At 67.9% G+C, this 22,197-nt stretch carries 23 protein-coding genes; 6 read left to right on the top strand and 17 right to left on the bottom strand.

Translation table 11 applies throughout. The features are described 5' to 3' along the window. Positions 1 to 15 precede the first annotated feature (15 nt). Entirely contained in the window at positions 16 to 1,599 is a 1,584-nt protein-coding gene (locus CLM74_RS14420; RefSeq protein WP_032978752.1) for a cytochrome ubiquinol oxidase subunit I, read from the bottom strand. 228 nt (positions 1,600 to 1,827) lie between these two features. Here CLM74_RS14420 and cydD point away from each other — a divergent pair, with 228 nt between their 5' ends. Together cydD and cydC are read left to right on the top strand one after the other, a co-directional pair. After that, a complete protein-coding gene (cydD, locus tag CLM74_RS14415; RefSeq protein ID WP_105164380.1) occupies positions 1,828 to 3,573 on the top strand; it encodes a thiol reductant ABC exporter subunit CydD in 1,746 nt (581 codons plus the stop codon). Continuing rightward, a complete protein-coding gene (cydC, locus tag CLM74_RS14410; protein ID WP_025876459.1) occupies positions 3,570 to 5,249 on the top strand; it encodes a thiol reductant ABC exporter subunit CydC in 1,680 nt (559 codons plus the stop codon). Before cydD ends, cydC begins: the two co-directional genes overlap by 4 nt. A 50-nt stretch (positions 5,250 to 5,299) precedes the next feature. Here the strand turns inward: cydC and CLM74_RS14405 are convergent, their stop codons facing one another. The 11 genes from CLM74_RS14405 to ccmA form a co-directional block, all read right to left on the bottom strand. After that, complete coding sequence (locus CLM74_RS14405) at positions 5,300 to 5,644, bottom strand: DUF1294 domain-containing protein (protein ID WP_025876461.1); 345 nt, start codon at positions 5,642 to 5,644, stop codon at positions 5,300 to 5,302. Continuing rightward, complete coding sequence (locus tag CLM74_RS14400) at positions 5,644 to 6,756, bottom strand: homoserine O-acetyltransferase (RefSeq protein ID WP_032978763.1); 1,113 nt, start codon at positions 6,754 to 6,756, stop codon at positions 5,644 to 5,646. The genes CLM74_RS14405 and CLM74_RS14400 overlap by 1 nt, the downstream gene beginning before the upstream one ends. A 153-nt stretch (positions 6,757 to 6,909) precedes the next feature. Continuing rightward, positions 6,910 to 7,899 (bottom strand): cytochrome C biogenesis protein, encoded by a 990-nt coding sequence (locus CLM74_RS14395; protein ID WP_105164379.1) that lies wholly within the window; start codon positions 7,897 to 7,899, stop codon positions 6,910 to 6,912. Continuing rightward, positions 7,893 to 8,321 carry a cytochrome c-type biogenesis protein gene (locus CLM74_RS14390; RefSeq protein WP_223497280.1) on the bottom strand — a complete coding sequence of 143 codons (429 nt, stop codon included), beginning with the start codon at positions 8,319 to 8,321 and terminating at the stop codon, positions 7,893 to 7,895. The genes CLM74_RS14395 and CLM74_RS14390 overlap by 7 nt, the downstream gene beginning before the upstream one ends. Positions 8,322 to 8,355: 34 nt before the next feature. Then, positions 8,356 to 8,973, bottom strand: a complete 618-nt coding sequence (locus CLM74_RS14385) for a DsbE family thiol:disulfide interchange protein (protein ID WP_025876469.1) — start codon at positions 8,971 to 8,973, stop codon at positions 8,356 to 8,358. Positions 8,974 to 8,982: 9 nt separating this feature from the next. Further along, positions 8,983 to 10,902, bottom strand: coding sequence for a heme lyase CcmF/NrfE family subunit (locus CLM74_RS14380; protein WP_025876472.1), 1,920 nt, complete (start codon positions 10,900 to 10,902; stop codon positions 8,983 to 8,985). Further along, positions 10,903 to 11,364, bottom strand: a complete 462-nt coding sequence (gene ccmE / locus CLM74_RS14375) for a cytochrome c maturation protein CcmE (RefSeq protein ID WP_025876474.1) — start codon at positions 11,362 to 11,364, stop codon at positions 10,903 to 10,905. Then, a complete protein-coding gene (gene ccmD, locus CLM74_RS14370) occupies positions 11,361 to 11,546 on the bottom strand; it encodes a heme exporter protein CcmD (protein WP_105164378.1) in 186 nt (61 codons plus the stop codon). Before ccmD ends, ccmE begins: the two co-directional genes overlap by 4 nt. Beyond that, positions 11,543 to 12,307, bottom strand: a complete 765-nt coding sequence (gene ccmC / locus CLM74_RS14365; RefSeq protein WP_025876477.1) for a heme ABC transporter permease CcmC — start codon at positions 12,305 to 12,307, stop codon at positions 11,543 to 11,545. Before ccmC ends, ccmD begins: the two co-directional genes overlap by 4 nt. Positions 12,308 to 12,350: 43 nt before the next feature. Then, positions 12,351 to 13,046: a heme exporter protein CcmB gene (gene ccmB, locus CLM74_RS14360; protein WP_025876478.1), complete on the bottom strand. Its 696-nt coding sequence runs from the start codon at positions 13,044 to 13,046 to the stop codon at positions 12,351 to 12,353. Further along, positions 13,043 to 13,744 (bottom strand): heme ABC exporter ATP-binding protein CcmA, encoded by a 702-nt coding sequence (ccmA, locus tag CLM74_RS14355; protein ID WP_105164377.1) that lies wholly within the window; start codon positions 13,742 to 13,744, stop codon positions 13,043 to 13,045. The genes ccmB and ccmA overlap by 4 nt, the downstream gene beginning before the upstream one ends. Before the next feature lie 143 nt (positions 13,745 to 13,887). On the opposite strand from ccmA, the gene CLM74_RS14350 reads away from it, so the two are divergent. From CLM74_RS14350 to CLM74_RS14340, 3 genes are all read left to right on the top strand, one after another. After that, positions 13,888 to 15,036 carry a pyridoxal phosphate-dependent aminotransferase gene (locus CLM74_RS14350; RefSeq protein WP_032978768.1) on the top strand — a complete coding sequence of 383 codons (1,149 nt, stop codon included), beginning with the start codon at positions 13,888 to 13,890 and terminating at the stop codon, positions 15,034 to 15,036. Positions 15,037 to 15,050: 14 nt separating this feature from the next. Next, positions 15,051 to 15,857, top strand: a complete 807-nt coding sequence (locus tag CLM74_RS14345; RefSeq protein WP_105164376.1) for an amidohydrolase — start codon at positions 15,051 to 15,053, stop codon at positions 15,855 to 15,857. Between the two features lie 105 nt (positions 15,858 to 15,962). After that, the gene (locus CLM74_RS14340) at positions 15,963 to 16,400 is read left to right on the top strand and encodes a hypothetical protein (RefSeq protein WP_025876484.1); all 438 of its coding nucleotides are present in this window, start codon (positions 15,963 to 15,965) and stop codon (positions 16,398 to 16,400) included. On the opposite strand, the gene CLM74_RS14335 is transcribed toward CLM74_RS14340, so the two are convergent. Both CLM74_RS14335 and CLM74_RS14330 read right to left on the bottom strand, forming a co-directional pair. Then, positions 16,387 to 16,680, bottom strand: a complete 294-nt coding sequence (locus CLM74_RS14335) for a hypothetical protein (RefSeq protein WP_025876486.1) — start codon at positions 16,678 to 16,680, stop codon at positions 16,387 to 16,389. The genes CLM74_RS14340 and CLM74_RS14335 overlap by 14 nt on opposite strands. 95 nt (positions 16,681 to 16,775) lie before the next feature. After that, complete coding sequence (locus CLM74_RS14330; protein WP_105164375.1) at positions 16,776 to 17,903, bottom strand: MFS transporter; 1,128 nt, start codon at positions 17,901 to 17,903, stop codon at positions 16,776 to 16,778. 90 nt (positions 17,904 to 17,993) lie between these two features. Here CLM74_RS14330 and CLM74_RS14325 point away from each other — a divergent pair, with 90 nt between their 5' ends. Beyond that, complete coding sequence (locus CLM74_RS14325; RefSeq protein WP_105164374.1) at positions 17,994 to 18,782, top strand: helix-turn-helix transcriptional regulator; 789 nt, start codon at positions 17,994 to 17,996, stop codon at positions 18,780 to 18,782. Between the two features lie 63 nt (positions 18,783 to 18,845). Here CLM74_RS14325 and CLM74_RS14320 read toward each other — a convergent pair whose 3' ends face one another. Genes CLM74_RS14320 through scpB form a run of 3 tightly spaced genes read right to left on the bottom strand, consistent with a single transcriptional unit; the run spans position 18,846 to position 22,194 of the window. Next, positions 18,846 to 19,571: a hypothetical protein gene (locus CLM74_RS14320; protein WP_133119351.1), complete on the bottom strand. Its 726-nt coding sequence runs from the start codon at positions 19,569 to 19,571 to the stop codon at positions 18,846 to 18,848. Between the two features lie 27 nt (positions 19,572 to 19,598). Then, positions 19,599 to 21,329 carry a pseudouridine synthase gene (locus CLM74_RS14315; RefSeq protein ID WP_025876494.1) on the bottom strand — a complete coding sequence of 577 codons (1,731 nt, stop codon included), beginning with the start codon at positions 21,327 to 21,329 and terminating at the stop codon, positions 19,599 to 19,601. Beyond that, entirely contained in the window at positions 21,322 to 22,194 is an 873-nt protein-coding gene (gene scpB, locus CLM74_RS14310) for an SMC-Scp complex subunit ScpB (RefSeq protein ID WP_025876496.1), read from the bottom strand. The genes CLM74_RS14315 and scpB overlap by 8 nt, the downstream gene beginning before the upstream one ends. Between the last annotated feature and the right edge of the window lie 3 nt (positions 22,195 to 22,197).

Below are 22,197 nucleotides of genomic sequence, written 5' to 3'. Positions count from 1 at the left end.
CTGGATTCTCCTGCCTCAGGCCTGGCCGGGGGCAACGGCATTGGGGGAAACAGGGCGGATGTCGGCCTGCAGCGTCGGCAGGATGTCGTCCGGGCCCTTGCGGACCGCCTTCAGCATCAGCTTGATTTCGATGATCAGCAGCACCGTGTACAGGCTGGTGAACACCGCCAGCGTGGTCAGGATTTCATGCAGTGCCAGGCCCGATGCCGCGTAGAAAGTGGGCAGCACGCCATCCACCGCCCACGGCTGGCGGCCGTACTCGGCCACGAACCAACCGCATTCGATCGCGATCCACGGCGCCGGCAGGCTCCACACCGCCAGCTTCAGGAACCAGCGCTTGTCCTGGAAGTTGTTGCGGCACGAGAAGTAGAAGGCCAGCGCGAAGAAGGCGATCAGGTAGAAGCCCAGCCCGGCCATGATGCGGAAGGTCCAGAACAGCGGCGCCACGCGCGGTACGGTATCCATCGCGGCCTTGGAGATTTCCTCCGGCGTCGCGTTGAGGATGTCCTCGCGGTAACGCTTCAGCAGCAGGCCATGGCCGAGGTCCTGCCAATGGCGATCGAACATTTCACGCGCTGCAAGATCGGTCTTGTCCTTCTTCACCCGTTCCAGTGCGCCATAGGCGATCTGGCCACCGCGGATGCGGTGCTCCGCACGCTCCACCAGCTCCAGGATGCCCGGAATCGGCTGGTCCAGCGAACGGGTGGCGATCAGGCCCATCAGGTATGGGATCTTGATCGCGTAGTCGTTGGTGTGGGTGTCCTGGTTGGGAATGCCGAAGGCGGTGAAGTCGGCCGGCGCACGCTCGGTCTCCCACATCGCTTCGATCGCCGCCAGCTTCATCTTCTGGTGCTCGCTGGCGGCATAGCCGCTCTCGTCACCCAGCACCACCACCGACAGCGAGGACAGCAAGCCGAAGGCTGCGGCGACCGCGAACGAACGGCGGGCCATGTCCCTGTGCTTGTTGCGCAGCAGGTATAGGGCGCTGATGGACATCACGAAGATCGCACCGGTCACGTAACCGGCACTGACGGTGTGCACGAACTTGGCCTGCGCCACCGGGTTCAGCAGCACCGCGGCGAAGTCCACCACTTCCATGCGCATGGTTTCCGGGTTGAACACCGCACCGGTCGGGTTCTGCATCCAGCCGTTGGCGATCAGGATCCACACCGCCGACAGGTTGGTGCCCAGCGCCATCAGCCAGGTCACGGTGAGGTGCTTGACCGGGCTCAGGCGCTTCCAGCCGAAGAAGAACAGGCCGATGAAGGTCGCTTCCAGGAAGAACGCCATCAGGCCTTCGATGGCCAGCGGCGCACCGAAGATGTCACCCACGTAGTGGCTGTAGTACGACCAGTTCATGCCGAACTGGAACTCCATCACCAGGCCGGTGGCCACACCGATGGCGAAGTTGATGCCGAACAGGGTGCCCCAGAACAGGGTCATCTGCCGCCAGACCTGCTTGCGGGTCATGACGTACACGCTTTCCATGATGGCCACCATGAAGGACAGGCCAAGCGTGAGCGGTACGAATAGGAAGTGGTACATCGCGGTCAGAGCGAATTGCAGCCGCGACAGTTCTACGACTGTCTGATCAATCATGGCCTGGCTACCTCGTTGGATAGTGCCGTTGCAGGTGGCGGGAAGGGTGGTCTACGGGGTGAATGATGTGACCGACTACTTCAAACAGCCTTGATCCAGATCAATGTATGAACAGGTATTCAGGAGGATCGTATGCCAACCCGATGAAGACTGCGACCGCCGGCCGCAGGGGAAGGCTGTTGCCTGCGCCTACAATGCCGTCCATCCCCTTGCTGCCTGTGAAGAGCCTTGAGCGCTGCCGAACCGACCGCTGACGCCCCTGATCGGGATGAAGAATCGACCCGCCTGCGGCGTGTGCGTACCGCCTGGCTGGCCGATCTGGCCCGTGCCGCGAAGGGGCGGCAGCGGCTGGCGTCGCTGTGCATCAGCGTGTCCGGTGCGCTGTTGATCGCTCAAGCTGCCGCCATCGCCTGGCTGGTGCAGCAGGTGCTGGTCGAGCGCGTGCCGCTGGCCCAGGGCCTGCCGGTGCTGGCCGCGTTGGCGGTGATCCTTGTCGTGCGCACCCTGCTGGGCAGTGCCACCCAGGCTGCGGCCGGTGACGTTGCCGATGCCGCACGCCTGTCCCTGCGCGAGCGTGTCTTCGCGCGTCTGCTCGGGCACGGCCCATTGTGGCTGCGGCAGCGCCGTACCGGTGAATTGGGTGAGTTGATGCTGCATCACGGCGATGCGATCGAGAACTACTACAGTGGTTTCCTGCCGGTGCGCACCGAAGTGGTGGTGGTGCCGTTGTTGATCCTGGCTGCTGTGGCCTGGGTCGATTGGGTGGTTGCACTGATCCTGCTGTTCACTGCACCGCTGGTGCCTTTTTTCATGATGCTGGTGGGCTGGGGCGCCGAAGCCGCCGGGCGCGCGCAGTTGGGCGAGCTGGCGCGGATGAGCGGGCACTTCGCCGATCGCATCAAGGGCCTGGGCCTGCTGCGCCTGTATGGCCGTGGGGAAGCCGAACTGGCCGGCATCGAGGCCGCGGCCGAAGGTGTGCGCGTGCGCACGATGAAGGTGCTGCGCATCGCCTTCCTGTCGTCCACCGTGCTGGAATTCTTTGCCTCGGTCAGCGTGGCGATGGTCGCCTTGTATCTGGGCCTGAGCTATCTGGGCCTGATGTCGCTGCATGCGACCGTGCCGACGCTGGGGGCGGGCCTGTTCTGCCTGCTGCTGGCACCGGAGTTCTACGCACCGTTGCGGCGCCTGGCCGCGCACTATCACGACCGCGCCAATGCACTGGCCGCCGCTGCCGAGGTGGAGCGCCTGCTGCAGGCGCTGCCGGAAGAGGAGGCCAGCACAATCGACGGCACTGTGCCGCTGACGCCGGAGCCTGCCGAGGCCGCGTTGCCGCCACTGCAGGCGCACGGTCTGGTATTGCGTCCGTTGGGCGCTGCGCACGATGTGCTGCAGAACCTGGACCTGCAGCTGGAACCGGGCCAGCGTCTGGCCCTGGTCGGCCCCAGTGGCAGCGGCAAGAGCACGTTGCTGGAAGCGCTGGCCGGTTGGCTGCCGCCGCGTGGTGGCCGGGTGCAGTTGCGGCCGGGGCTGCAGGTGGCCTATGCCAGCCAGCGTCCCTATCTGTTCCACGGCACCATCGCCGAGAACCTGCGCCTGGCCGATCCCGGTGCCAGCGACGCGCGCCTGCGCGCCGTTGCCGAAGCCGCCCAGGTGCTGCAGTTCGCACAGCGCCTGCCGCAGGGGCTGGATACGCTGATCGGCGAGCGCGGCTTTGGCCTGTCCGGTGGCGAAGCACGTCGCATCGGCCTGGCGCGCCTGCTGCTGCGCGATCCGCAGGTGCTGCTGCTGGACGAGCCGACCGCGTTTCTCGATGCCGAAACCGAAGCAGCGCTGCTGCGCAGCCTGGCCGCCTATGCGCGCGGACGCAGCGTGGTGGTGGCCACCCACAGCCCGGCGGTGATCGCCTGGGCCGACCGCTGCCTGCTGTTGCCCGAAGGGCGCCTGGTTGAGCCGGCGCAGGCGGTACGCGCATGAGCCGGTCTTCCGATTCACTGCGCATGGTGTTCCTGCGGCATCGCCCGCGCCTTCTGCTGGCAGTGCTGCTGCTGTGGACCACGATGCTGGCCGGCACCGCCCTGCTGGGCCTGTCCGGTGGCTTCCTCACTGCTGCAGCGCTGGCCGGTGCAGCGGGCCTTGGCCAGGGCTTCAATTTCTTCACTCCGTCGGCCGGCATCCGCGGCCTGACCATGGCGCGCATCGCATCGCGCTACTTCGAAAAGCTGGTGGGGCATGACGCCACCCTGCGCATCGCCCGCGACCTGCGCGTATGGTTCTTCCGCCGCGCGCTGCCACTGGCCCCGGCACGGCTGGGTGCAACCCGCACCGGCGATCTGCTGGCGCGGCTGCTGGGTGACATCGGCGAAATCGATGGCCTGCTGGTGCGTGCCATCGGCCCGTTGCTGGCGCTGGGCGCGTTGACGTTGGTGGGCGTGGGCTCGGCAGCGTTGATCCTGCCATCGGCAGCGGTGCTGCTGGCAGTACTGGCGTTGCTGATCGGCATTGGCGTGCCGTGGCTGGGCGTGAGGGGCCATGACAGCGAAGAGGCCGACCGCGCCGCACATCGCGCAGCGTTGCGCACGGCGGCATTCGAGGGGCTGGAAGGGGCGGCTGATCTGGCCGCGCTCAACGCTGGCAATGCCTGGCAGTTGAAGGTGCGGGTGGCGGCCAAGCAGGTGGCCTCGCGCGATCGTCGTCGACGCCTGCGGCTGATCGCTGCATCAACGCTGCATGGTGTGCTGGCCGGGCTCGGCCTGGTGGCGATGCTGGCACTGGCGCTGCATGCGGCCGAACAACAGCGCATCGCGCCGGAAATGGCCGCCGGGCTGGTGTTCCTGACCGTTGCGATGATCGAACTGTGGGCGGGCATGGGCCTGGCCTGGCAGTCGCTGCAATCGGGCCGCATTGCGGCCGCGCGCCTGCAGGGCATCGTCGAGCAGGCACCTTCGGTGCAGGAGCCGGTGTCGCCGCAGCCGCTGGCGCCGGCGGCGACCGTGCATTGGGACGATGTGCACTTCCAGTGGCCGGGCGCCGCACGGCCGGTGCTGCGTGGCCTGCAGCTGACGCTGGCACCGGGCGAGCGCATCGCCATCCGTGGCGACAGCGGCAGCGGCAAGACCACCTTGTCGAGCCTGCTGCTGCGGCTGTGGGATCCGCAGCAGGGGCGGCTGACCTACGGTGGCCAGGACCTGCGCGATGTCGCCCAGGCCGACTGGCACCGGCACCTTGCGTGGCTGCCGCAGAACGCGCCGGTGTTTGCCGGCAGCGTGGCCGCGAACCTGCGGCTGGGCGATCCAGAGGCCAGCGACGAAGCGTTGTGGGCAGTGCTGCAACGGGTACGGCTGGGTGAATGGGCCGAGCGCAACGGCGGCCTGCAGGCGTGGGTGGGCGAGAACGGCGCAACGATGTCGGCCGGGCAGGCGCGTCGCCTGGCGCTGGCCCGCGCGCTGCTGCGCAATGCGCCGATCCTGCTGGTGGATGAGCCCACCGAAGGCCTGGACGTGGATACTGCGCGCGCGCTGCTGCAGGACCTGCCAGCACTGCTGGAAGGGCGCAGCCTGCTGATGATCACCCACGATGACCTGCCCGCGGGTGTGGTGGATGTGCAGTACCGGTTGGTGGACGGGGTGCTGGTCCGCGAACCGCTTCGGTAGATGCCGACCTTGGTCGGCATATCCACGCGTCGCGTGGATCTACAGGGCAGCTACCGCGAAAACGCGCGCAGCATCACCGCGATCGAGGCGACGTTGGCCAGCACGCATAACCAGAACACCCACTGGAACGGCGCCTTGCGATGTTTATGGCGGAACAGCGCCTGGCCGAGCAGCGCGCCGGGCCAGCCGCCGGCAAAGGCCAGCAGCTGCAGCGTGCGTTCGGGCGTCCTCTGCTGTTTTCGCTGCGCGGCGCGCTTGTCGTGCCCATACAGGCCGAACGACACCGCACTGGCCAGCACGCACCATGCGCCCAGCCAGAGCGGAAACACGCCGGTTGCGGTCAAGCCGATCAACGCACCGAACGCGGCCAGTGCGAGATTGCGCCGCCACGCCACTACAGTTCGTCGAGGAAGCCGCGCACGGCCGGGCCGAAACGTTCGAAGTCGACCAGGAACGCGTCATGACCCTGGGGCGATTCCAGGCCGATGAAACGCGCGTCCGCGCCACCAGCGCGCAGGCCATCGGCGACCTGTTGCTGCTGCTGTACAGGGAACAGGATGTCGGTGTTGGCGCCGATCGCCAGTGCCTTGCCGACGCGGATGCTGGCCAGTCCGGCCAGCACATCGCCATCGCCATACTCGGCCAGATCGAACCAGTCCATCGAGCGGCTCAGGTACAGATAGCAGTTGGGGTCGAAGAAGCGCACGAACCGGCGTGCATGGCCTTCCAGATAGCTCTCGACCTGGAATTCCAGGCCGAATGGATCATCGTCGGTCTGGTCTGAATCCAGCCGCACGCGACCGAAGCGGCCATCCCATTCCAGTGCCGAGCGGTAGGTGATCACGCCCAGCTTGCGTGCCATGCGCATGCCCGATTCCGGGTACGCCTCATCGTCGTAGTGGCCACCGTTCCAGCGCGGGTCCAGGCGGATCGCTTCGCGCTGCAGCGAACGGATGGCGATCGAGAACGGCAGGGCCTGCGCGCTGCCGGAAATGTTGATATGGCTGCGGGCGATGCCCGGGTGCAGCAGCAACACCGCCAGCGCCGTCATCCCCCCCATCGAATTGCCGATCACGCAGGCGAGTTGTCCGATGCCCAGTGCGCGCACCACGTCGATCGCCGCGCGTGCGCCGTCTTCGATGGACAGTTCCGGGAAATCCAGGCGATACAGCTCGCCGTTGGCCGGATTGATCGAGGCCGGGCCGGTGGAGCCCTTGCAGCTGCCCAGCGAGTTCACGCAGACCACGAACCAGCGGTCGGTATCGATCGGTTTGCCGGGGCCGAGCATGGCCTCCCACCAGCCTGGCGCAGGGTTGGCTTCGTTGGCCGCGGCATGCGCATCCGGCGAAAGGCCGGTGACGATCAGGATCGCGTTGCTGGCCTCTTCGTCCAGCGCGCCCCAGGTCTCGTAGGCCACGTGCGCGCCGTGCAGGACACCGCCGCGTTTGCACGGAAAGGGCGAGGGCAGGGCATGGAAGCGGGTGCCCGGAGGAATGAATTCGGTCATGCGGCCATTCTAGCGGGGCGGCGTGTACAGCTGGCGACACGCTGGTTTCCATCAACGGGCTGAGCGTGAATCCGCCGGGCATGGCCCGGCGCTACCGGTGGTGCGCGTGGATAGCGCCGGGACATGCCCGGCGAGCGCAGCGGCGCGTGTACGTTACGGGAACTGCAGCTCAACCACACCGTCATGCGGCAGGCTGACCTTGACCGGCGTGGTCTGCAGGTCGTCTTCGCTGCGGTTGGCGCTGCCGCTGCGCGAAATACGCGCCAGTACTTCCACTTCGCGATGTGCCGACAACGGTGCCGTCGGCATCGGGCTGTCGCCGTCGCCGAGGCCGACCGTTGCAGGAAAGCCGGCCAGGGGCAGCTTGCGTGCAGCCACCGGCATCGGCGGGCCGCCCACCGCGCGCGCCAGCACGAAGACCTGGGTGCTGGCAGGCCAGTCACCCGCTTTCAACGATGCGGGCAGCTGCACCCGTACCTGCAGCAGCGCAGGGGCAGCGGCCGGTGCGTGCGACGGTTGGCCGGCCGCCTCGCGGGCGATGGCGATCTGCGCCTGCAGCGCCTGTGCGGCACGCGGCTCCAAGCGTGGCAGCAGCGTGCTCCAGAGTTCGGCGGCCTCGGCATTGCGGCCCCGCTGGCGCAGGGCGATGCCAAGCAGCCAGCTTGCGCGTTCGGCGTCGGGCGACAAGGTACGTGCGCGCTGCAGCCATGCCAGCGCGGTGTCATCGAACTGCTTGCCAGGATCGGCCTGGGCGCGTGCCTGCGCGGCCTCGACCAGCACGCCCGGTTCGTCCGGTGCCAGTGCTGCGGCGCGGTTGAAGGCGTCGGCCGCGGCGGCGGCATTGCCAAGCTCGGCCTGCGAACGACCCAGCAGCGCCCAGCCATCGGCGCGTTGCGGGTCACGCTGCAGCGCCTGCTGCAGCGCCTCTACACCGTCACGCAACGTGGCGACCGAAGGCGCAGGCTGCACCTGTGCGGCGCGGGGATTGCCGACCAGCAGATACAGGCAGGCACCGGCCACGCCCAGTGCCACCACCCCCAGCACGAAGCTGCGATGGCCATGCTGGCGCAGCGGCCACAGCACCACGGCCGCCAACAGCGCAGCGGCCACTGCGGCGACCATCGGCAACCAGTGCGTCACCAGTCCTCTCCCTCGGTTGGGTCCGCTGCAGCGGATGCATCCATCTGACGACTACGGCGACGGACGATGCCCATCACCACCAGCGCGCCGCCACCCAGTACCAGCAGCGGGCCGCCCCACAGCAGCCAGGTGCCCGGTTGCAGTGGCGGTTGATAGAGCACGAACTCGCCATAGCGGGCGACCAGGAACTGCTTGATGGCCGCATCGTCGAGGCCCTGCTGCATCAACTGCAGCACTTCGCGCCGCAGGTCCTGCGCGATCTGCGCGTTGGAATCGGCCAGTGACTGGTTCTGGCACTGCACGCAGCGCAACTGCGCAGCCAGGTCGTGGAAGCGCGTCTCCTCGGCTGCATCGCGGAACATCAGGGGCCGCGCATCATGCACCGGTTGTTGGGCGAGGCCGGAGTTTGGCAGCGCCAGGGTCATCGCCAGCAGCAGCGGCAGCAGCCAGCGCATGCGCTTACGGCGAGGCGTGCAGGGTGTTGCCAGCATCGCCCTGGGCCTTTTCAAGCTTTTCCAGCGCCGGAATCAACTTCTCATCGACCACCTGCTGGGTCATCGCGCCGCTGTACTTCCAGCGCACGATGCCACTGCCGTCGACCAGGAAGGTCTCCGGTGCTGCCGTCACACCCCAGTCGATGGCGGTGCGGCCTTCGATGTCGCTCAACACGACCATGAACGGGTTGCCCAGCTGTTCCAGCCAGTGCAGCGCGTCGGTCGGTTCATCCTTCCAGTTGTAGCCGATCACGCGTACGCGCTTGCTCTCGGCGAAGCGGGTCAGTACCGGATGTTCTTCACGGCAGGCCGCGCACCAGCTGCCCCAGACGTTGAGCAGGTACGGCGCGCCACGCAGCTCCTCGCTGCGCACGATCATCTGCGGGTCATGCAGCACCGGCAGCGCGAACGCCGGCGCCGGCTTGTCGATCAGTGCCGAAGGCAGCACGTCGCGCTGCGGATCGCCCGATTTCATCACCCCGTAGATCATCAGGCCAAGCAGGCCGAAGAAGAACAGGACGCCGATCACGATGGCTACCGGCGGCAGCGGGCGGGAAGGGCGTGGGGCGGGTGACTCGGACATGGGGGACTCCTACGGACGACGAAAGCGGCGATCGGCAGCGGTGATGAATCCGCCCAGGGCCATCAACAGCGCGCCCAGCCAGATCCAGCGCACGAAGGGCTTGATGTGCACCCGTACCGCCCATGCATTGTTGCCCAGCGGCTCGCCCAATGCCACGTAGACATCACCGCTGAGTCGTGCATCGATGCCTGCTTCGGTCATCACCTGGCCGCCGCTGGCGTACTGGCGCTTCTCTGGATGCAGCAGGGCCAGCTCGCGACCGTCGCGCAGCACCCGCAGATGGCCGCGATCAGCGATGAAATTGGGGCCTTCGCGGTGGTCCACGCCCTCGAAGCGCACTTCGTGGCCGGCGACCACTACCTGCTGGCCCGGCGACAGCGCCACTTCGCGCTGCACGTTCAATGCTTCCACCAGCAGCGCGCCGGCCAGGAACACCGCGACACCGGCATGGGCGACGATCATGCCAAGCATTTCGGCAGTGAAGCGGCCATTGCCACGCAGGCGCTGCCAGACGAACCGGGCGGTGCCCAGCCCAACCCAGGCCGCAGCCGCAACGCCGATGCCGGCCTTCCAGCCATTCTGCGGCGCCTGCCACCAGGCCCAGGCGCCAAGCAGCACAGCCAGCCCCGCCCATGGCAACAGCAATGCCAGTGCGCGCGAGGGTTGGTCGCGCTGCCACTTCACCAGCGGACCGAACGGCAGCAGCATCACCATCGGTGCCATCAGCAGCAGGAACAGGCTGCCGAAGTACGGTGGGCCCACCGAGATCTTGCCCAGCGACAGCGCATCGGCCAGCAGTGGGTAGAGGGTGCCCAGCAGGACCATCGCGCAGGCGCTGGCCAGCAGCAGGTTGTTGGCCAGCAGCAGGGTTTCCCGCGAGGTCGCGGTGAAGCCACGGCGCGGATCACCGGCATCCACGGCCAGCCGCGGCGCACGCAGCGCATACAGCAGCAGGCTGCCCCCCACCAGCACCGACAGGAAGATCAGGATGAACAGCCCACGCGAGGGATCGGCCGCGAACGAATGCACGCTGGTCAGCACGCCGGAGCGGACCAGGAAGGTGCCCAGCAGCGACAGCGCGAACGCCGCGATGGCCAGCAGCAGCGTCCAGCTGCCGAAGGTGCCGCGCTTTTCGGTCACCGCCTGCGAATGGATCAGCGCCGCGCCGACCAGCCAGGGCATGAAGCTGGCGTTCTCGACCGGGTCCCAGAACCACCAGCCGCCCCAGCCCAGCTCGTAGTACGCCCACCAGCTGCCCAGTGCGATGCCCAGCGTGAGGAAGCCCCAAGCGACATTGGTCCAGGGCCGCGTCCAGCGTTGCCAGCGTGCATCGACACGGCCTTCCAGCAGTGCCGCCACGGCGAAGGCGAACGGCACCGCGAAGCCGACGTAGCCCAGGTACAGCATCGGCGGATGGATGATCAGCCCCGGATCCTGCAGCAACGGGTTGAGGTCACGGCCTTCCAGTGGCACCGGGTTCAAGCGCAGGAACGGATTGGAGGTGAAGATCAGGAAGGCGAGGAAGCCGACGCTGACCACGCCCATCACCGCCAGCACGCGCGCCTGTACCGGTGCCGGCAGGTGGCGCGAAAACAGCGCCACTGCACCGGTCCACAGCGCCAGCACCAGCGCCCACATCAGCAGCGAGCCTTCGTGCGCCCCCCACACCGCCGAATAGCGGTAGATCAACGGCAACAGTGAATTGGAGTTCTCGGCGACGTAGCGCACCGAGAAATCCTGTTGCACGAAGGCCGCCGTCAGTACGGCGAAGGCGCCGGCCAGCAGCACCAGCTGTGCAAAGGCCGCCGGGCGGGCAACGGCCATCCATGCGTCATTGCCGCGCTGCGCGCCCACCAGCGGCAGCACCGCCTGCAGCAGCGAGGCCAGCAGCGCGCACAGCAGGAGGATCTGACCGAATTCGGGAAGCACTCAGCGCGCCTCAGGCGCCGTGACCGGCACATCGTGCTTGCGATGCGCATCGCCCATCTTGTCGGCCACTTCCTTGGGCACGTAGTTCTCATCGTGCTTGGCCAGCACCTCGTCGGCGACGAAGGTACCGTCCTGCAGGCGACCGCTGGCGACCACGGCGGTCCCCTCGCGGAACATGTCCGGCAGGATGCGGTCGGTACTGACCGGGAGCGTCGCATCGCCGTCGGTGACCACGAAGTGGGCCTGCAGCGAGCCGCTGGGTCGATCGAAGGACCCCTTCACCACCATGCCGCCCAGGCGGAAGCGGGACTGCGCATCCACGTCCCCGCGCAGCACTTCCGAAGGCGTGTACAGGTAGGCGATGTTGCGCTGCAGGGCGAAGGCCACCAGCGTGGTGGCCAGCCCGGAGGCCAGCAACAGCAGGAGCACCCAGATCATGCGGCGTCGCTGTACCGGCGTCATCGGCTGAGCTCGGTGGCAAGCGGCGCCGATGCCGACGCGTTGCCACGCGCCTGCAGCCGCTGCTGGCGGCGTTGCGCCAGCTGTCGGGCGCTGCGCAGGCGCAGCCACGAGCCCAGCGCATCGCAGGCCAGCACCAGCAGGAACACCGCGAAGGCGGCGATGAGGTAGGGCAGGTGGGTCATCGCCGTGCCTCCCCATCCGCGGTGCCGAAGCGCTCGCCGATCCAGGCCTTGCCGGCCTCGCGCGCGATGTTGTCGGCACGCGCCTTGGCCAGCAGCGAGCCGACGAACCACAGTTTGGTGGCGACCACCATCCACCACAGCGGGGCGATCAGCTCCGGCCGCACGGCGTTCTCGCCGAACACGTTGATCGACTGGCGCTGGTGCAGCGCCCCCCACCAGTCCACCGAATAGCGGATGATCGGCAGCAGGCCCACGCCGACGATGGCCAGCAGGCCGGCCGCGCGTGCGGCGCTGCGGCGGTCTTCGATGGCGTGGTACAGGCCGATCACGCCCAGGTACAGGAACAGCAGGATCAGCTCGCTGGTCATGCGCGGGTCCCAGTCCCACCAGGTGCCCCAGGTGCCCTTGCCCCAGATGCTGCCGGTCAGCAGGGTGATCAGGGTGAAGCCGGCGCCCATCGGCGCACAGGCCATCGCCAGGATCTCGCAAATCTTGATGCGCCAGATCAGCGCGATGGCGGCGTAGGCGGCCATCAGCGCGAACACGAACAGGCTCATCCAGGCGCTGGGTACATGGATGTAGATGATGCGGAAGGCGTCGTGCTGGTTCTGTTCCGGCGGTGCCACGAACAGGCCCTGCCACAGGCCGATCAGCAGCACCGGAACCGCCGCAGCGTAGAACACGCGGGACCAGCGTGCGGCGAAACGATCGAAGGTCGGGGGCGAACCGAGTTGATGGAACCAGCGGACGATCGGATTCATGCGTGGCGGCTATCCAGCAGGGGTGGATTGGCTCTCAGCTCGGTCAACTCAGAGAAATACGGATCGCAGCAGCGGTGGCCAGCGGTGCCAGCACCAGGGCGATCACCAGTCCAGCGCCCAGCATCAGCAGCGCACCGACCGGGTCCTGCCCGCGGCTGGCTGCCGCCAGGCTGCCGGCACCGAAGACAAGCACCGGTACGTACAACGGCAACGACAGCAACGCCACGAGAATACCAGAGCGCCGGATGCCGACGGTCAGTGCAGCGACCACGCCACCGATCAGGCTCAACAACGGTGTTCCCAGCAGCAACGATGCCAGCAACATCGGCAGCTGGTCATGCGGCAGATGCAGCATTTCCGCCAGCAACGGGCTCAGCAGGATCAGTGGCAGAGCGGTGGTCGCCCAATGCAGCAGCACCCGCACCAGCACCAGCCACGCCAGTGGCACCGGCGCCAGCAGCCATTGTTCGAGCGAACCGTCTTCGGCGTCGGAGCGGAACAGCGAATCCAGCGCCAGCTGCCCGGCCAGCAGTACCGCCAACCACAGCACCGCTCCAGCGGTGGCGGCCAGCGGCTGCGGGTCCCGGCCCTGGGCCAGTGCGAACAGCACCACCACCAGCAGGGCGAACAGCACCGGCTGCAGGGCATCGCCGCGACGCCGCCAGAGCAGGCGCAGGTCGCGCGCAATCAGCGCGCGGGCGGTCTGCCACAGGCCCGGTTCGGTGCCTGGCGCGATCATGCTTCACCCCCCAGATCGAGCTGGCGGGTGCGTACCGGCGGGGCGGCATAGGCGCCATGCGTGGTGACCAGGGCGGCGCCGCCACTGCGCAGGTGTGCGGAAATCATCCGATTGACCAGGTTGATGCCTTCCAGGTCGAGGTTGGCATAGGGTTCGTCGAGCAGCCACAGCGGTGCCGGCGACAACCAGATGCGGGCCAGCGCAAGCCGCCGCTTCTGTCCGGCGGACAGGTGCCGCACCAGGGTGTCCTCGTAACCGGCCAGGCCGACGATGGCCAGCGCATTGCCCGGCATCTGCCGTGCGCGGCGGCCGTGCAGGCCGCAGAGGAAATGCAGGTTCTCCAGCGTGTCCAGGTCCGGCTTCAGCGCCGGCAGGTGGCTGAGGTAGGCGACATAGCGCGCACGCTCGGCGTTGCTGGCCGGCCTGCCGTCGATCAGCACCTGGCCCGCGCCCGGGCGCGCCAGGCCCGACAGCACGCGCAGCAGGGTGGTCTTGCCGGCACCGTTGCCGCCCTGTACCAGCAGCGCCTCGCCGGCATCCACGTGGAAGTCCAGCGGGCCGAACACCGGCTCGTCATTGCGGGAGAAGCTCAGGCCGCTGGCGGCCAGCAATGCAGGGGTGTTCAAGGCGCAGGGGTCTTCATGCGGGAGTGCGGCAGCAATTGTAGCGGTGAATGTGACCAGGTAGCGCCGGGCCATGCCCGGCGAGCGCGCAGCGCGGCTTGCCATCGGTGCGGCATGTGCAAAGAGCCGCCGGGTATGACCCGGCGCTACCGTCGGCGCCGCAGGCCGGGTCGGGATTTCGTACACTTCCAGCCCTTGTTTCCCCACAGCCCAGGCCGATGCAACCGAACACCAAGCTGCCCAAGGTCGGTACCACGATCTTCACCGTGATGTCCCAGCTCGCCGCCGAACACGGCGCGGTCAACCTCGGCCAGGGGTTCCCGGATTTCTCCGCGCCGCAGCGCCTGATCGACGAGACCAGCAAGGCGATGGCCGCGGGCCTGAACCAGTACCCGCCGATGACCGGCGTGGCACCGCTGCGCCAGGCCATCGCGCAGAAGTCGCTGGACCTGTACGGCGCGACGATCGATCCGGACACCGAGATCACCGTCACCAGCGGCGCCACCGAGGCGATCTTCAACGCCATCCACGCCGTGGTGCGTGCCGGCGAGGAAGTGATCGTGCTCGACCCGGCCTACGACTGCTATGAACCGGCGATCGAACTGGCCGGCGCCACCGCCGTGCACGTACCGTTGGACCCGCAGACCTTCGCGGTGGACTGGGACCGCGTGCGCGCGGCGATCACCCCGCGCACCCGCCTGCTGATGGTCAACACCCCGCACAACCCGTCCGGCGCGATGCTGGACGAGGCCGACATGCAGGCGCTGGCCGATGTGCTGCGCGGCACGCAGATCTACCTGATATCCGATGAAGTGTATGAGCACATCATCTACGACGGCCGTCGCCACGAATCGGCGCTGCGCTACCCGGAACTGCGCGAGCGCACCTTCGTCATCTCCAGCTTCGGCAAGACCTATCACTGCACCGGCTGGAAGATCGGCTATGCGGTGGCGCCAGCGGCGATGACCGCCGAGTTCCGCAAGGTGCACCAGTACAACACCTTCACCAGCTTCGGCCCGGCGCAGTACGGTTTCGCTGCGATGATCCGCGACGAGCCGCAGCATCATCTGCAACTGGGCGCGTTCTATGAAGCCAAGCGCGACCGCTTCCGCGAGCAGCTGGCCGGTACCCGCCTGAAGGCGCTGCCGGTGCCCGGCGGCTACTTCCAGCTGGTCGACTATTCGGCCATCAGTGACCTGCCGGACCACGAGTTCGTGAAGTGGCTGACCATCGAGAAGGGCGTCACCGCCATTCCGCTGTCGCCGTTCTACGAAACCGCGCCGGTCGGCCAGCGCCTGGTGCGCCTGTGCTTCGCCAAGAACGAGGCCACCCTGGACGCGGCGATCGAACGCCTGCGCCTGCTGTGAGCGGAGGAGACAGCATGCAGGACCTGCGCATTTCCCTCGTCCAGGGCGACACCCGCTGGCACGACCCGGCCGGCAACCGCGAATACTACGGCGCGCTGCTGGCGCCGCTGGCCGGCACCACCGATCTGGTGATCCTGCCGGAAACCTTCACCAGTGGCTTTTCAAACGAAGCCATCGCCCAGGCCGAAGGCATGGACGGCCCGACCGTGGCGTGGGTGCGCGCGCAGGCCAAAGCCTTGAATGCGGCAGTGATCGGCAGCGTGCAGCTGCGCGATGGCGAGGGCGTCTACAACCGCCTGCTGTTCGCCACCCCCGATGGTGGCCTGCAGTACTACGACAAGCGTCACCTGTTCCGTTACGGCGGCGAGCACGAGCGCTACGCCGCCGGCCGCGACCGGTTGTGCGTGGAATGGAAGGGCTGGCGGATCAATCCGCAGGTCTGCTACGACCTGCGTTTCCCGGTGTTCTGCCGCAACCGCTACAACGTCGAGCGTGCCGGCCAGCTGGACTTCGACCTGCAGATCTTCGTCGCCAACTGGCCTTCTGCGCGCGCCTATGCGTGGAAGACCCTGCTGCGCGCGCGGGCGATCGAGAACCTGTGTTTCGTCGCTGCGGTCAACCGCGTAGGCGTGGATGGCAACCAGCTGCAGTACGCCGGCGACAGCGCGGTCATCGACTTCCTCGGCCAGCCGCAGGTGGAGATCCGCGAGCGCGAGCAGGTGGTGACCACCACCATCTCCGCCGAAGCGCTGGCCTCGCATCGTGCACGCTTCCCGGCCATGCTCGATGCCGATGCCTTCCATCTGGATGTGCAGGCCTGATACGGCGGCTGAACGCTTCCCGCCCCACCGCGCGCGCCTGCATCCAACGTGCACGCTCGCGCTGCTAGATTCGCCCACATTCCGACCGATGTGGATGTTCTGCCGATGAATACCAAGCCGTTTGCACTGCTGCTGGCGCTGGCCGCAGCGTCCCTGGCCCCGACCGCGCAGGCCGGTGGCAACCTTGACTGCCAGCTGCGCTACAACCTGTCCGGCTGGTCACTGATCTACAAGACCGCCTCGGGCAACGGCACCATCCACTGCACCAACGGTTCCAGCATGCCGGTGCGGATCCAGCTGAAGGGCGGCGGCCTGACCGTTGGCAAGTCGAAGATCACCGATGGCCGTGGCAGCTTCACCGGCGCCAGCAGCGTCGGCGAGCTGCTGGGCACCTACGCCTCGGTCGGCGCGCATGCCGGTGCGGTGAAGTCCAGCAACGCGCAGGTGATGACCAAGGGAGATATCTCGCTGGCCCTGTCCGGTACCGGCAAGGGCTGGGACCTGGGTGTGGACGGCGCGGCGTTCACCATCAGCCGGCGTTGAGTCGGGAGGGCTCCCCGGCTTCCCAGCTGATGCGGATGTAGTGCTGCTCGGCGTCGCTGGGCAGCCGTTCGACACTGAAGCGGTTCTCCAGCAGTTGCTCGACGACGCCGTCGACGAGGCGCTCGCTGGCCAGCGCCTTGTTGAAGCCGAACACGATGTAACGGCGGCCGTTTTCCGAGCCGACCTGAATCGATTTGTCCAGATCCCTGTAGTACTGCTCGATCGGTCGAGTGGCGGCGTCAGCGTTTGCGCGGGCCTGTTCTGCGGTGATGGTGATCATCGGCATCTGCGTGGTTGCGGAGTACACGCACCATAGCCAGCGCTGCCGCGCGGTTTCCGGCAGTGGCGCACAGTGCAGGGCGTTTGCAGCAATTCCTAGGCCAGCGCGCTCCGCGGACGCAGCAACCACAGCGCCAGCAGTGCACAGGCGATGATGGACGGCGCCAGCATCTGCAGTGCGCCGACAACGGCCATCGCCGCGCCGATCAGCAGGTAGTAGAGCAGGCCGAACAGGGCGCCGGCACTGCCCAGGCAGTGTGCATAGCTGCGTAGTGCCTGCCCGAGCACATTGGGGATGGCCAGGCCGAATCCCGCCACGACCGGCAGCATCGCCATCACGATGACCGGTTGCCCGCGCAGCAGCGCTGCAAGGACACCACCGGCCAGTACCAGCGATGCCGCGATGCGGATGCGCGTCAACGCAGGGACGCCGGCACGCAACAGGCGGCCATTGGCCCAGGCGCCCAACGCCGAACCCAGCGCCAGCACCGCACCGCTGGCGCCGAACCAGCTGGCCGGCCAGTGCAGGCGTGCGAACACGAACGGCCCCAGCGCGTACCAGCTGTACATGGCCACGTTGAAGGCCATGACCAGCAGCGCGTGCGACCAGATCCAGCGGTCGCCCAGCAGTTGCCGCAGCAGGGGTCGCAGCGGTACGGGTGCGATCTGCGCGGGCCGGCTTTCACGCAGCCCGGTCGCGCAGCCCAGCATCAGCAATGCAGCGATCAGCAGCAGGCCGGCCTGCACGCCGGCATAGCCATCGACAGCGACCAGCAGCGAGCCCAGTGCCAGCCCGATCGCCGGGCTCAGCGCCAGCGCCATGCCAATCCAGGAGAACGCCTGCGCCAGCGCGGGCCCTTCAAGGTGGTCGCGCAGCACAGTCTGGGTCACCACCGAGGCGGCGGCGGCGCCCAGGGCGGCCAGCATCTGCGCAGCCAGCACCTGGCCGAACGTGCCGGCCGCCAATCCGCCCAGTGCCGCCAGCACGAAAACGGACAGGCCACCCAGCAGGGCGGGGCGACGGCCAACGCGGTCGGCCAGCCTTCCCCACAGCAGGACGCCCAGCGCGAACCCCAGCAGGTACAGGCTCATCGCCTGGCTGGCAGCGCTGGCCGGCAGGGTGAAGCGGTGCGCCAGATCCGCCAGCGCCGGGCTGTACAGGGTCTGCGCCAGCTGCGGAAACATCAGCAGCGCAATGGTGAGGGACAGCAGGCGGGGTGACATCGGCGCGCTCCGGGAACAGGGGCGCGCATTGTCGTGGCCGTGCTGATGGCGCACTCTAGTGATTACGACAGTAGATGGATGAAATCGGACATGGCATGGCTGCAGCCCGACGCTCGCTTCGATGCCGATGCCTGGAGCGCCCCGGTGATCGGTATCGCTGCCACGCTGGCCGAGCATGACTCCGGTTGGCACCAGCACGCACGTTCGCAACTGCTGTACACGCGCGCCGGTTGCACGCGGCTGACGTTCGGCGATCGCATCAGCCTGTTGCCGCCATCGCGCGCGGCGTGGATTCCGGGTGGTCTGCTGCACCGCGCGCAGATGCGACAGGCGGTGGACTATCGGTCGCTGTACTTCGATGCCACGCTGTCGGCGCAGTTGCCGCAGCAGCCGGCAATCATTGGTGTTGGTCCCCTGCTGCAGGCGCTGCTGGAGCCGATCGCGCAGGCGCCGTTCGCACATGACTGGCAAGCGCCGCGAGCGGCGCATCAACTGGCGCTGTGCGTGCTTGAGATTGCCGCTGCGCCGGTGGAGCCGATGGAGCTGCCATTGCCACGCGACCCGCGCATCGCCCGCTGCCTGCCGGTGGCCGAGCAGCTGCCGCCCGAACTGGGCGAGCTGGCCCAGCGCAGCGGACTGAGCGTGCGTACGATCGGGCGCCTGATGCAACGCGATACCGGCATGGGCTACCAGGCGTGGCGCCAGCAATGGCGGTTGATGCGGGCCATGGAACTGCTGCTGCTCGGCCATCGTGTCGCGCACGTGGCGCTGGAACTTGGATTCTCGGCAGAGAGTCCGTTCATCGCCTTCTTCCGCAGCATGGTCGCGACCACGCCTGCGGCGTTCCAGCGCGCCGAAAGCGCTCGAGCGGCAGGGTGAGAGTGGTGTGGTCGCGGCCTAACGCGGGGAAGCGGGCGCACGGGCCCGGCTTCCGTCGCCGGTCTACTGCTGGGCCATCAGCCAGGCCAATGTGCCGCGATGTGGTTCGGGCACGGTGCTGGACGCGGCATCGAGCAGCATCAGCGATGCCCAGCAGACGTCGGCAGCCGGTGCGGTGTCCATCCGCGGCAGTACCGCCATGGCCCGCGCGCGCGTGCTTTCGTCAGCCATCGAGGCGAGCAGGGCCTCGGTCGCCTCGGCAATCTGCTGTTCAGTGGCAGGGGTTGCGGGTCGCTGTTCGAGCTCGGCGAGGCTGGCCTGGTAGCTCATCTCGAACCAGAAATCGATGTCCTGCGACGGACGCTTCTCCAGTTCGTTGAACAAGGTCCTGCCTACCTGCGCAATGTCCGACGCCGTGGTGGCGCGGGCGATCAGTGCGCATTTCTCTACCGGCATTCCGCGCAGCATTGCGGCCAGCAGCTGCGCACGCCGCTCCAGCATGGGGCGGGGCAGGCGGCCGATGCCATCCAGTGCAAGCTGTGCACCGGCGACAGCAGCCTTGTCCTTGCTACCGGCCTGCTTGATGCGGGTGAGATAGCGCTCATCGACAATCAGCCGACGCAGCATGCGGTCGGCCGGATCGTGCAGGGCCGAAGATTTCGGCCAGGGATTCTGCGTGGCGGCGATTTCCTGCTTGAGCCGGTCGGCAGCGCGTTCGCAGCCGCCGACCAGCAACAGAGCCACCAGCACGGCGCCGATGCGGGCGCCGAGGGACAACATCCGTGTCATCGCTGTGTCCTTCATTGAAGGTGGAGATCAGCCGCCGCGCGGGCCGCTGCGACGCGGGCCACCCGGGCCACGGTTGCCGCCGGGGCCACCCGGGCCGCGGTTGCCACCCGGGCCGCCGGGACCACGGTTGCCGCCGGGGCCACCCGGGCCGCGATTGCCGCCCGGAGCACCCGGACCACGGTTGCCGCCCGGACGTGCATTCGCATTGCCGCCCGGACGACCGTTGCCGGCCGGACGCGAGCTGCCGTACGGACTGAAGCCCGGATTGGCGTGGTCGGACGGGAAGCTGGGGGCATTGCCCGGATGGCCGTACGGGTGCTTGTTGCCCTGGCCCTGCGAGCGGTTGCCCGCACCGGCCGGACGACCCTGGCCGCCTGCGCCACCGGCGCCACCGCGTCCTTCACCACCGTAGCCACCACGACCTTCACCGCCGTAGCCGCCACGACCCTGGCTGCCACCGGCGCCTGCGCCCGGACCCTTCGGCTTGCCGTACGGACGGCCCTGGCCGCCTGCACCTGCGCCCGGACCACGGGCACCCGGGCCACGAGCGCCCGGACCGGCATTGCGGTGGCCGCTCGGGCCGGTGCTCACGCCATCCGGCACGTACCAGGTACGGAATGCGGCCGGGTTGCCTTCCGGCAGCGAGCGGTCGTTCTTCGGCGCGCGCTGCTTGAACGGGCGCTGCGACTGCTTGGCAGCAGCTTCACCGCTGACGGTCAGGCCGCCCTTGAAACCGCCGCCACCCTTGCCGCCGCGACCGCGGCCGCGGTCTTCGCGCACGTTGTCGAAGCGACGCAGTTCGCGACCTTCATCGGCGGTGTTGTGACCATTGACGTAAGCGTTGCCGCGGCCACCTTCGCGTACGCGCACGGTGGTCTTGGCAGCACGACGCTGGCCGATCACCGGCTGCAGGGTCAGGGCCGACGGCGCGCCTTCTTCCAGCTTCAGTTCGGCGCGCAACGCTTCGACCTGGCTGCCCGGCAGTTCGACGGACTGGCCGCGGGCCAGTTCGCGCGGCAGGCTGACCTTGCCGTAGCGGGTGCGCTTGAGGCGGCTGACCTGGCAGCCCTGCGATTCCCACAGGCGGCGCACTTCGCGGTTGCGGCCTTCCTTCACCACGACGCGGAACCAGTCGTGCGAATCGGTGCCGCCGATGCGTTCGATCTCATCGAACTTGGCCGGGCCATCTTCCAGCGCGACACCACGGGTGAGGCGGTCGACGACGGCATCGGGCACCTTGTCCTCGCCTTCCGGGGCACGCACGCGCACCACGTACTCTCGCTCGACCTCGAAGGAGGGGTGCATCATGGCGTTGGCCAGCTCACCGTCGGTGGTCGCCAGCAGCAGGCCGGTGGTGTTGATGTCCAGGCGGCCGACGGCGATCCAGCGGGCACCCTTCAGCGCCGGCAGGGATTCGAACACGGTCGGGCGACCTTCAGGGTCTTCACGCGTGGTCACTTCGCCTTCCGGCTTGTTGTAGACCAGCACGCGCGACGGCTCGGCCAGCGCAGTGGCGACGAAGCCGCGGCCGTCGAGTTCGATCCTGTCGCCGCTCTTGACCGACATGCCGGTCTGGGCGACTTCACCGTTGACCTTGACCAGGCCTTCGGCAATGCGCTGTTCCAGCGCACGACGCGAGCCGAGGCCGGCCTGGGCCAGGACCTTGTGCAGGCGTTCTTCCAGCTTGAACTGTTCGGACGTGGCTTCGCGCTTGAGCGAAAGCTTGTTCAACGAGGGCTTGCGGGGGGTGTCACTCATCAGTTTTGCTCCGGCCGACGGTTTCGAGGTCGGCCTCTGGTTCGGAATCGGCTTGGTCAACAGCCACGGTCGTCTTCGCGACGGCGTTGTCTTCGCGTTCGTTCACTGTCACCGCGCGCTCGCCCGGCGCGGAATCGGGGTGCCCATCATCGGAGGGCGAAGGTGCTTGCTCATCGTCGGCCGCCGCAGGAAATGCGTCGGCAGAATCGGGGGTGTCGCCAGCGGTGGTGCCGGTGTCGTCATTTGCAGCGGCGTCCGGGTCGGCGCTCACGTCCGGGCCGTCGGCACTGGCGGCGAGGGGTGCGTCGCGATCCAGCGCCAGCTGCGGTTCCAGGTCGCCCAGGTCCTTCAGCTCGGAAAGGGGCGGCAGTTCGTCCAGGCGCTTCAGCCCGAAGTAGTCCAGGAAGCCCTTGGTGGTGCCAAATAGCGCGGGCTTGCCGGGTACGTCGCGGTGGCCGACCACGCGGATCCACTCGCGCTCTTCCAGTGCCTGGATGATGTTACTGCTGACCGCCACGCCGCGCACCTGCTCGATCTCGCCACGGGTGATCGGCTGCCGGTAGGCGATCAGGGCCAGTGTTTCCAGGGTGGCGCGGGTATAGCGGGTCTTGCGTTCGGTCCACAGCCGGCTGATCCAGCCATGTACTTCGGCGGTCACCTGGTAGCGGAAGCCCGAAGCCACCTCCACCAGTTCCACGCCACGGTCCTGGCAGCCCTCGCGCAGCCGTTCCAGGGCGCGTTCGATGCTGCCCGGCGGTGCCGGCTCATCTTCCGGGAACAGGTCCTTCAGCTGGGCCAGGGTGAGCGGCTGGCTGGAGGCCAGCAGCGCACCTTCGACAATGCGGTTGATCAGCGTTTGATCCATCGG

It is taken from the genome of Stenotrophomonas sp. MYb57 (assembly GCF_002966815.1).
Taxonomy (GTDB): Bacteria; Pseudomonadota; Gammaproteobacteria; order Xanthomonadales; family Xanthomonadaceae; genus Stenotrophomonas; species Stenotrophomonas indicatrix.
This window is presented reverse-complemented; position numbering and strand designations above follow the sequence as displayed.

What these genes read in the sequence shown, in the direction of transcription:
- CLM74_RS14420 (WP_032978752.1), bottom strand. Translation starts at nt 1,599, where the DNA reads ATGATTGATCAGACAGTCGTAGAACTGTCGCGGCTGCAATTCGCTCTG.
- cydC (WP_025876459.1), top strand. Translation starts at nt 3,570, where the DNA reads ATGAGCCGGTCTTCCGATTCACTGCGCATGGTGTTCCTGCGGCATCGC.
- CLM74_RS14400 (WP_032978763.1), bottom strand. Translation starts at nt 6,756, where the DNA reads ATGACCGAATTCATTCCTCCGGGCACCCGCTTCCATGCCCTGCCCTCG.
- CLM74_RS14390 (WP_223497280.1), bottom strand. Translation starts at nt 8,321, where the DNA reads ATGACCCTGGCGCTGCCAAACTCCGGCCTCGCCCAACAACCGGTGCAT.
- CLM74_RS14385 (WP_025876469.1), bottom strand. Translation starts at nt 8,973, where the DNA reads ATGTCCGAGTCACCCGCCCCACGCCCTTCCCGCCCGCTGCCGCCGGTA.
- ccmE (WP_025876474.1), bottom strand. Translation starts at nt 11,364, where the DNA reads ATGACGCCGGTACAGCGACGCCGCATGATCTGGGTGCTCCTGCTGTTG.
- ccmD (WP_105164378.1), bottom strand. Translation starts at nt 11,546, where the DNA reads ATGACCCACCTGCCCTACCTCATCGCCGCCTTCGCGGTGTTCCTGCTG.
- ccmC (WP_025876477.1), bottom strand. Translation starts at nt 12,307, where the DNA reads ATGAATCCGATCGTCCGCTGGTTCCATCAACTCGGTTCGCCCCCGACC.
- ccmB (WP_025876478.1), bottom strand. Translation starts at nt 13,046, where the DNA reads ATGATCGCGCCAGGCACCGAACCGGGCCTGTGGCAGACCGCCCGCGCG.
- ccmA (WP_105164377.1), bottom strand. Translation starts at nt 13,744, where the DNA reads ATGGCCCGGCGCTACCTGGTCACATTCACCGCTACAATTGCTGCCGCA.
- CLM74_RS14350 (WP_032978768.1), top strand. Translation starts at nt 13,888, where the DNA reads ATGCAACCGAACACCAAGCTGCCCAAGGTCGGTACCACGATCTTCACC.
- CLM74_RS14345 (WP_105164376.1), top strand. Translation starts at nt 15,051, where the DNA reads ATGCAGGACCTGCGCATTTCCCTCGTCCAGGGCGACACCCGCTGGCAC.
- CLM74_RS14340 (WP_025876484.1), top strand. Translation starts at nt 15,963, where the DNA reads ATGAATACCAAGCCGTTTGCACTGCTGCTGGCGCTGGCCGCAGCGTCC.
- CLM74_RS14335 (WP_025876486.1), bottom strand. Translation starts at nt 16,680, where the DNA reads ATGATCACCATCACCGCAGAACAGGCCCGCGCAAACGCTGACGCCGCC.
- CLM74_RS14330 (WP_105164375.1), bottom strand. Translation starts at nt 17,903, where the DNA reads ATGTCACCCCGCCTGCTGTCCCTCACCATTGCGCTGCTGATGTTTCCG.
- CLM74_RS14325 (WP_105164374.1), top strand. Translation starts at nt 17,994, where the DNA reads ATGGCATGGCTGCAGCCCGACGCTCGCTTCGATGCCGATGCCTGGAGC.
- CLM74_RS14320 (WP_133119351.1), bottom strand. Translation starts at nt 19,571, where the DNA reads ATGACACGGATGTTGTCCCTCGGCGCCCGCATCGGCGCCGTGCTGGTG.
- CLM74_RS14315 (WP_025876494.1), bottom strand. Translation starts at nt 21,329, where the DNA reads ATGAGTGACACCCCCCGCAAGCCCTCGTTGAACAAGCTTTCGCTCAAG.
- scpB (WP_025876496.1), bottom strand. Translation starts at nt 22,194, where the DNA reads ATGGATCAAACGCTGATCAACCGCATTGTCGAAGGTGCGCTGCTGGCC.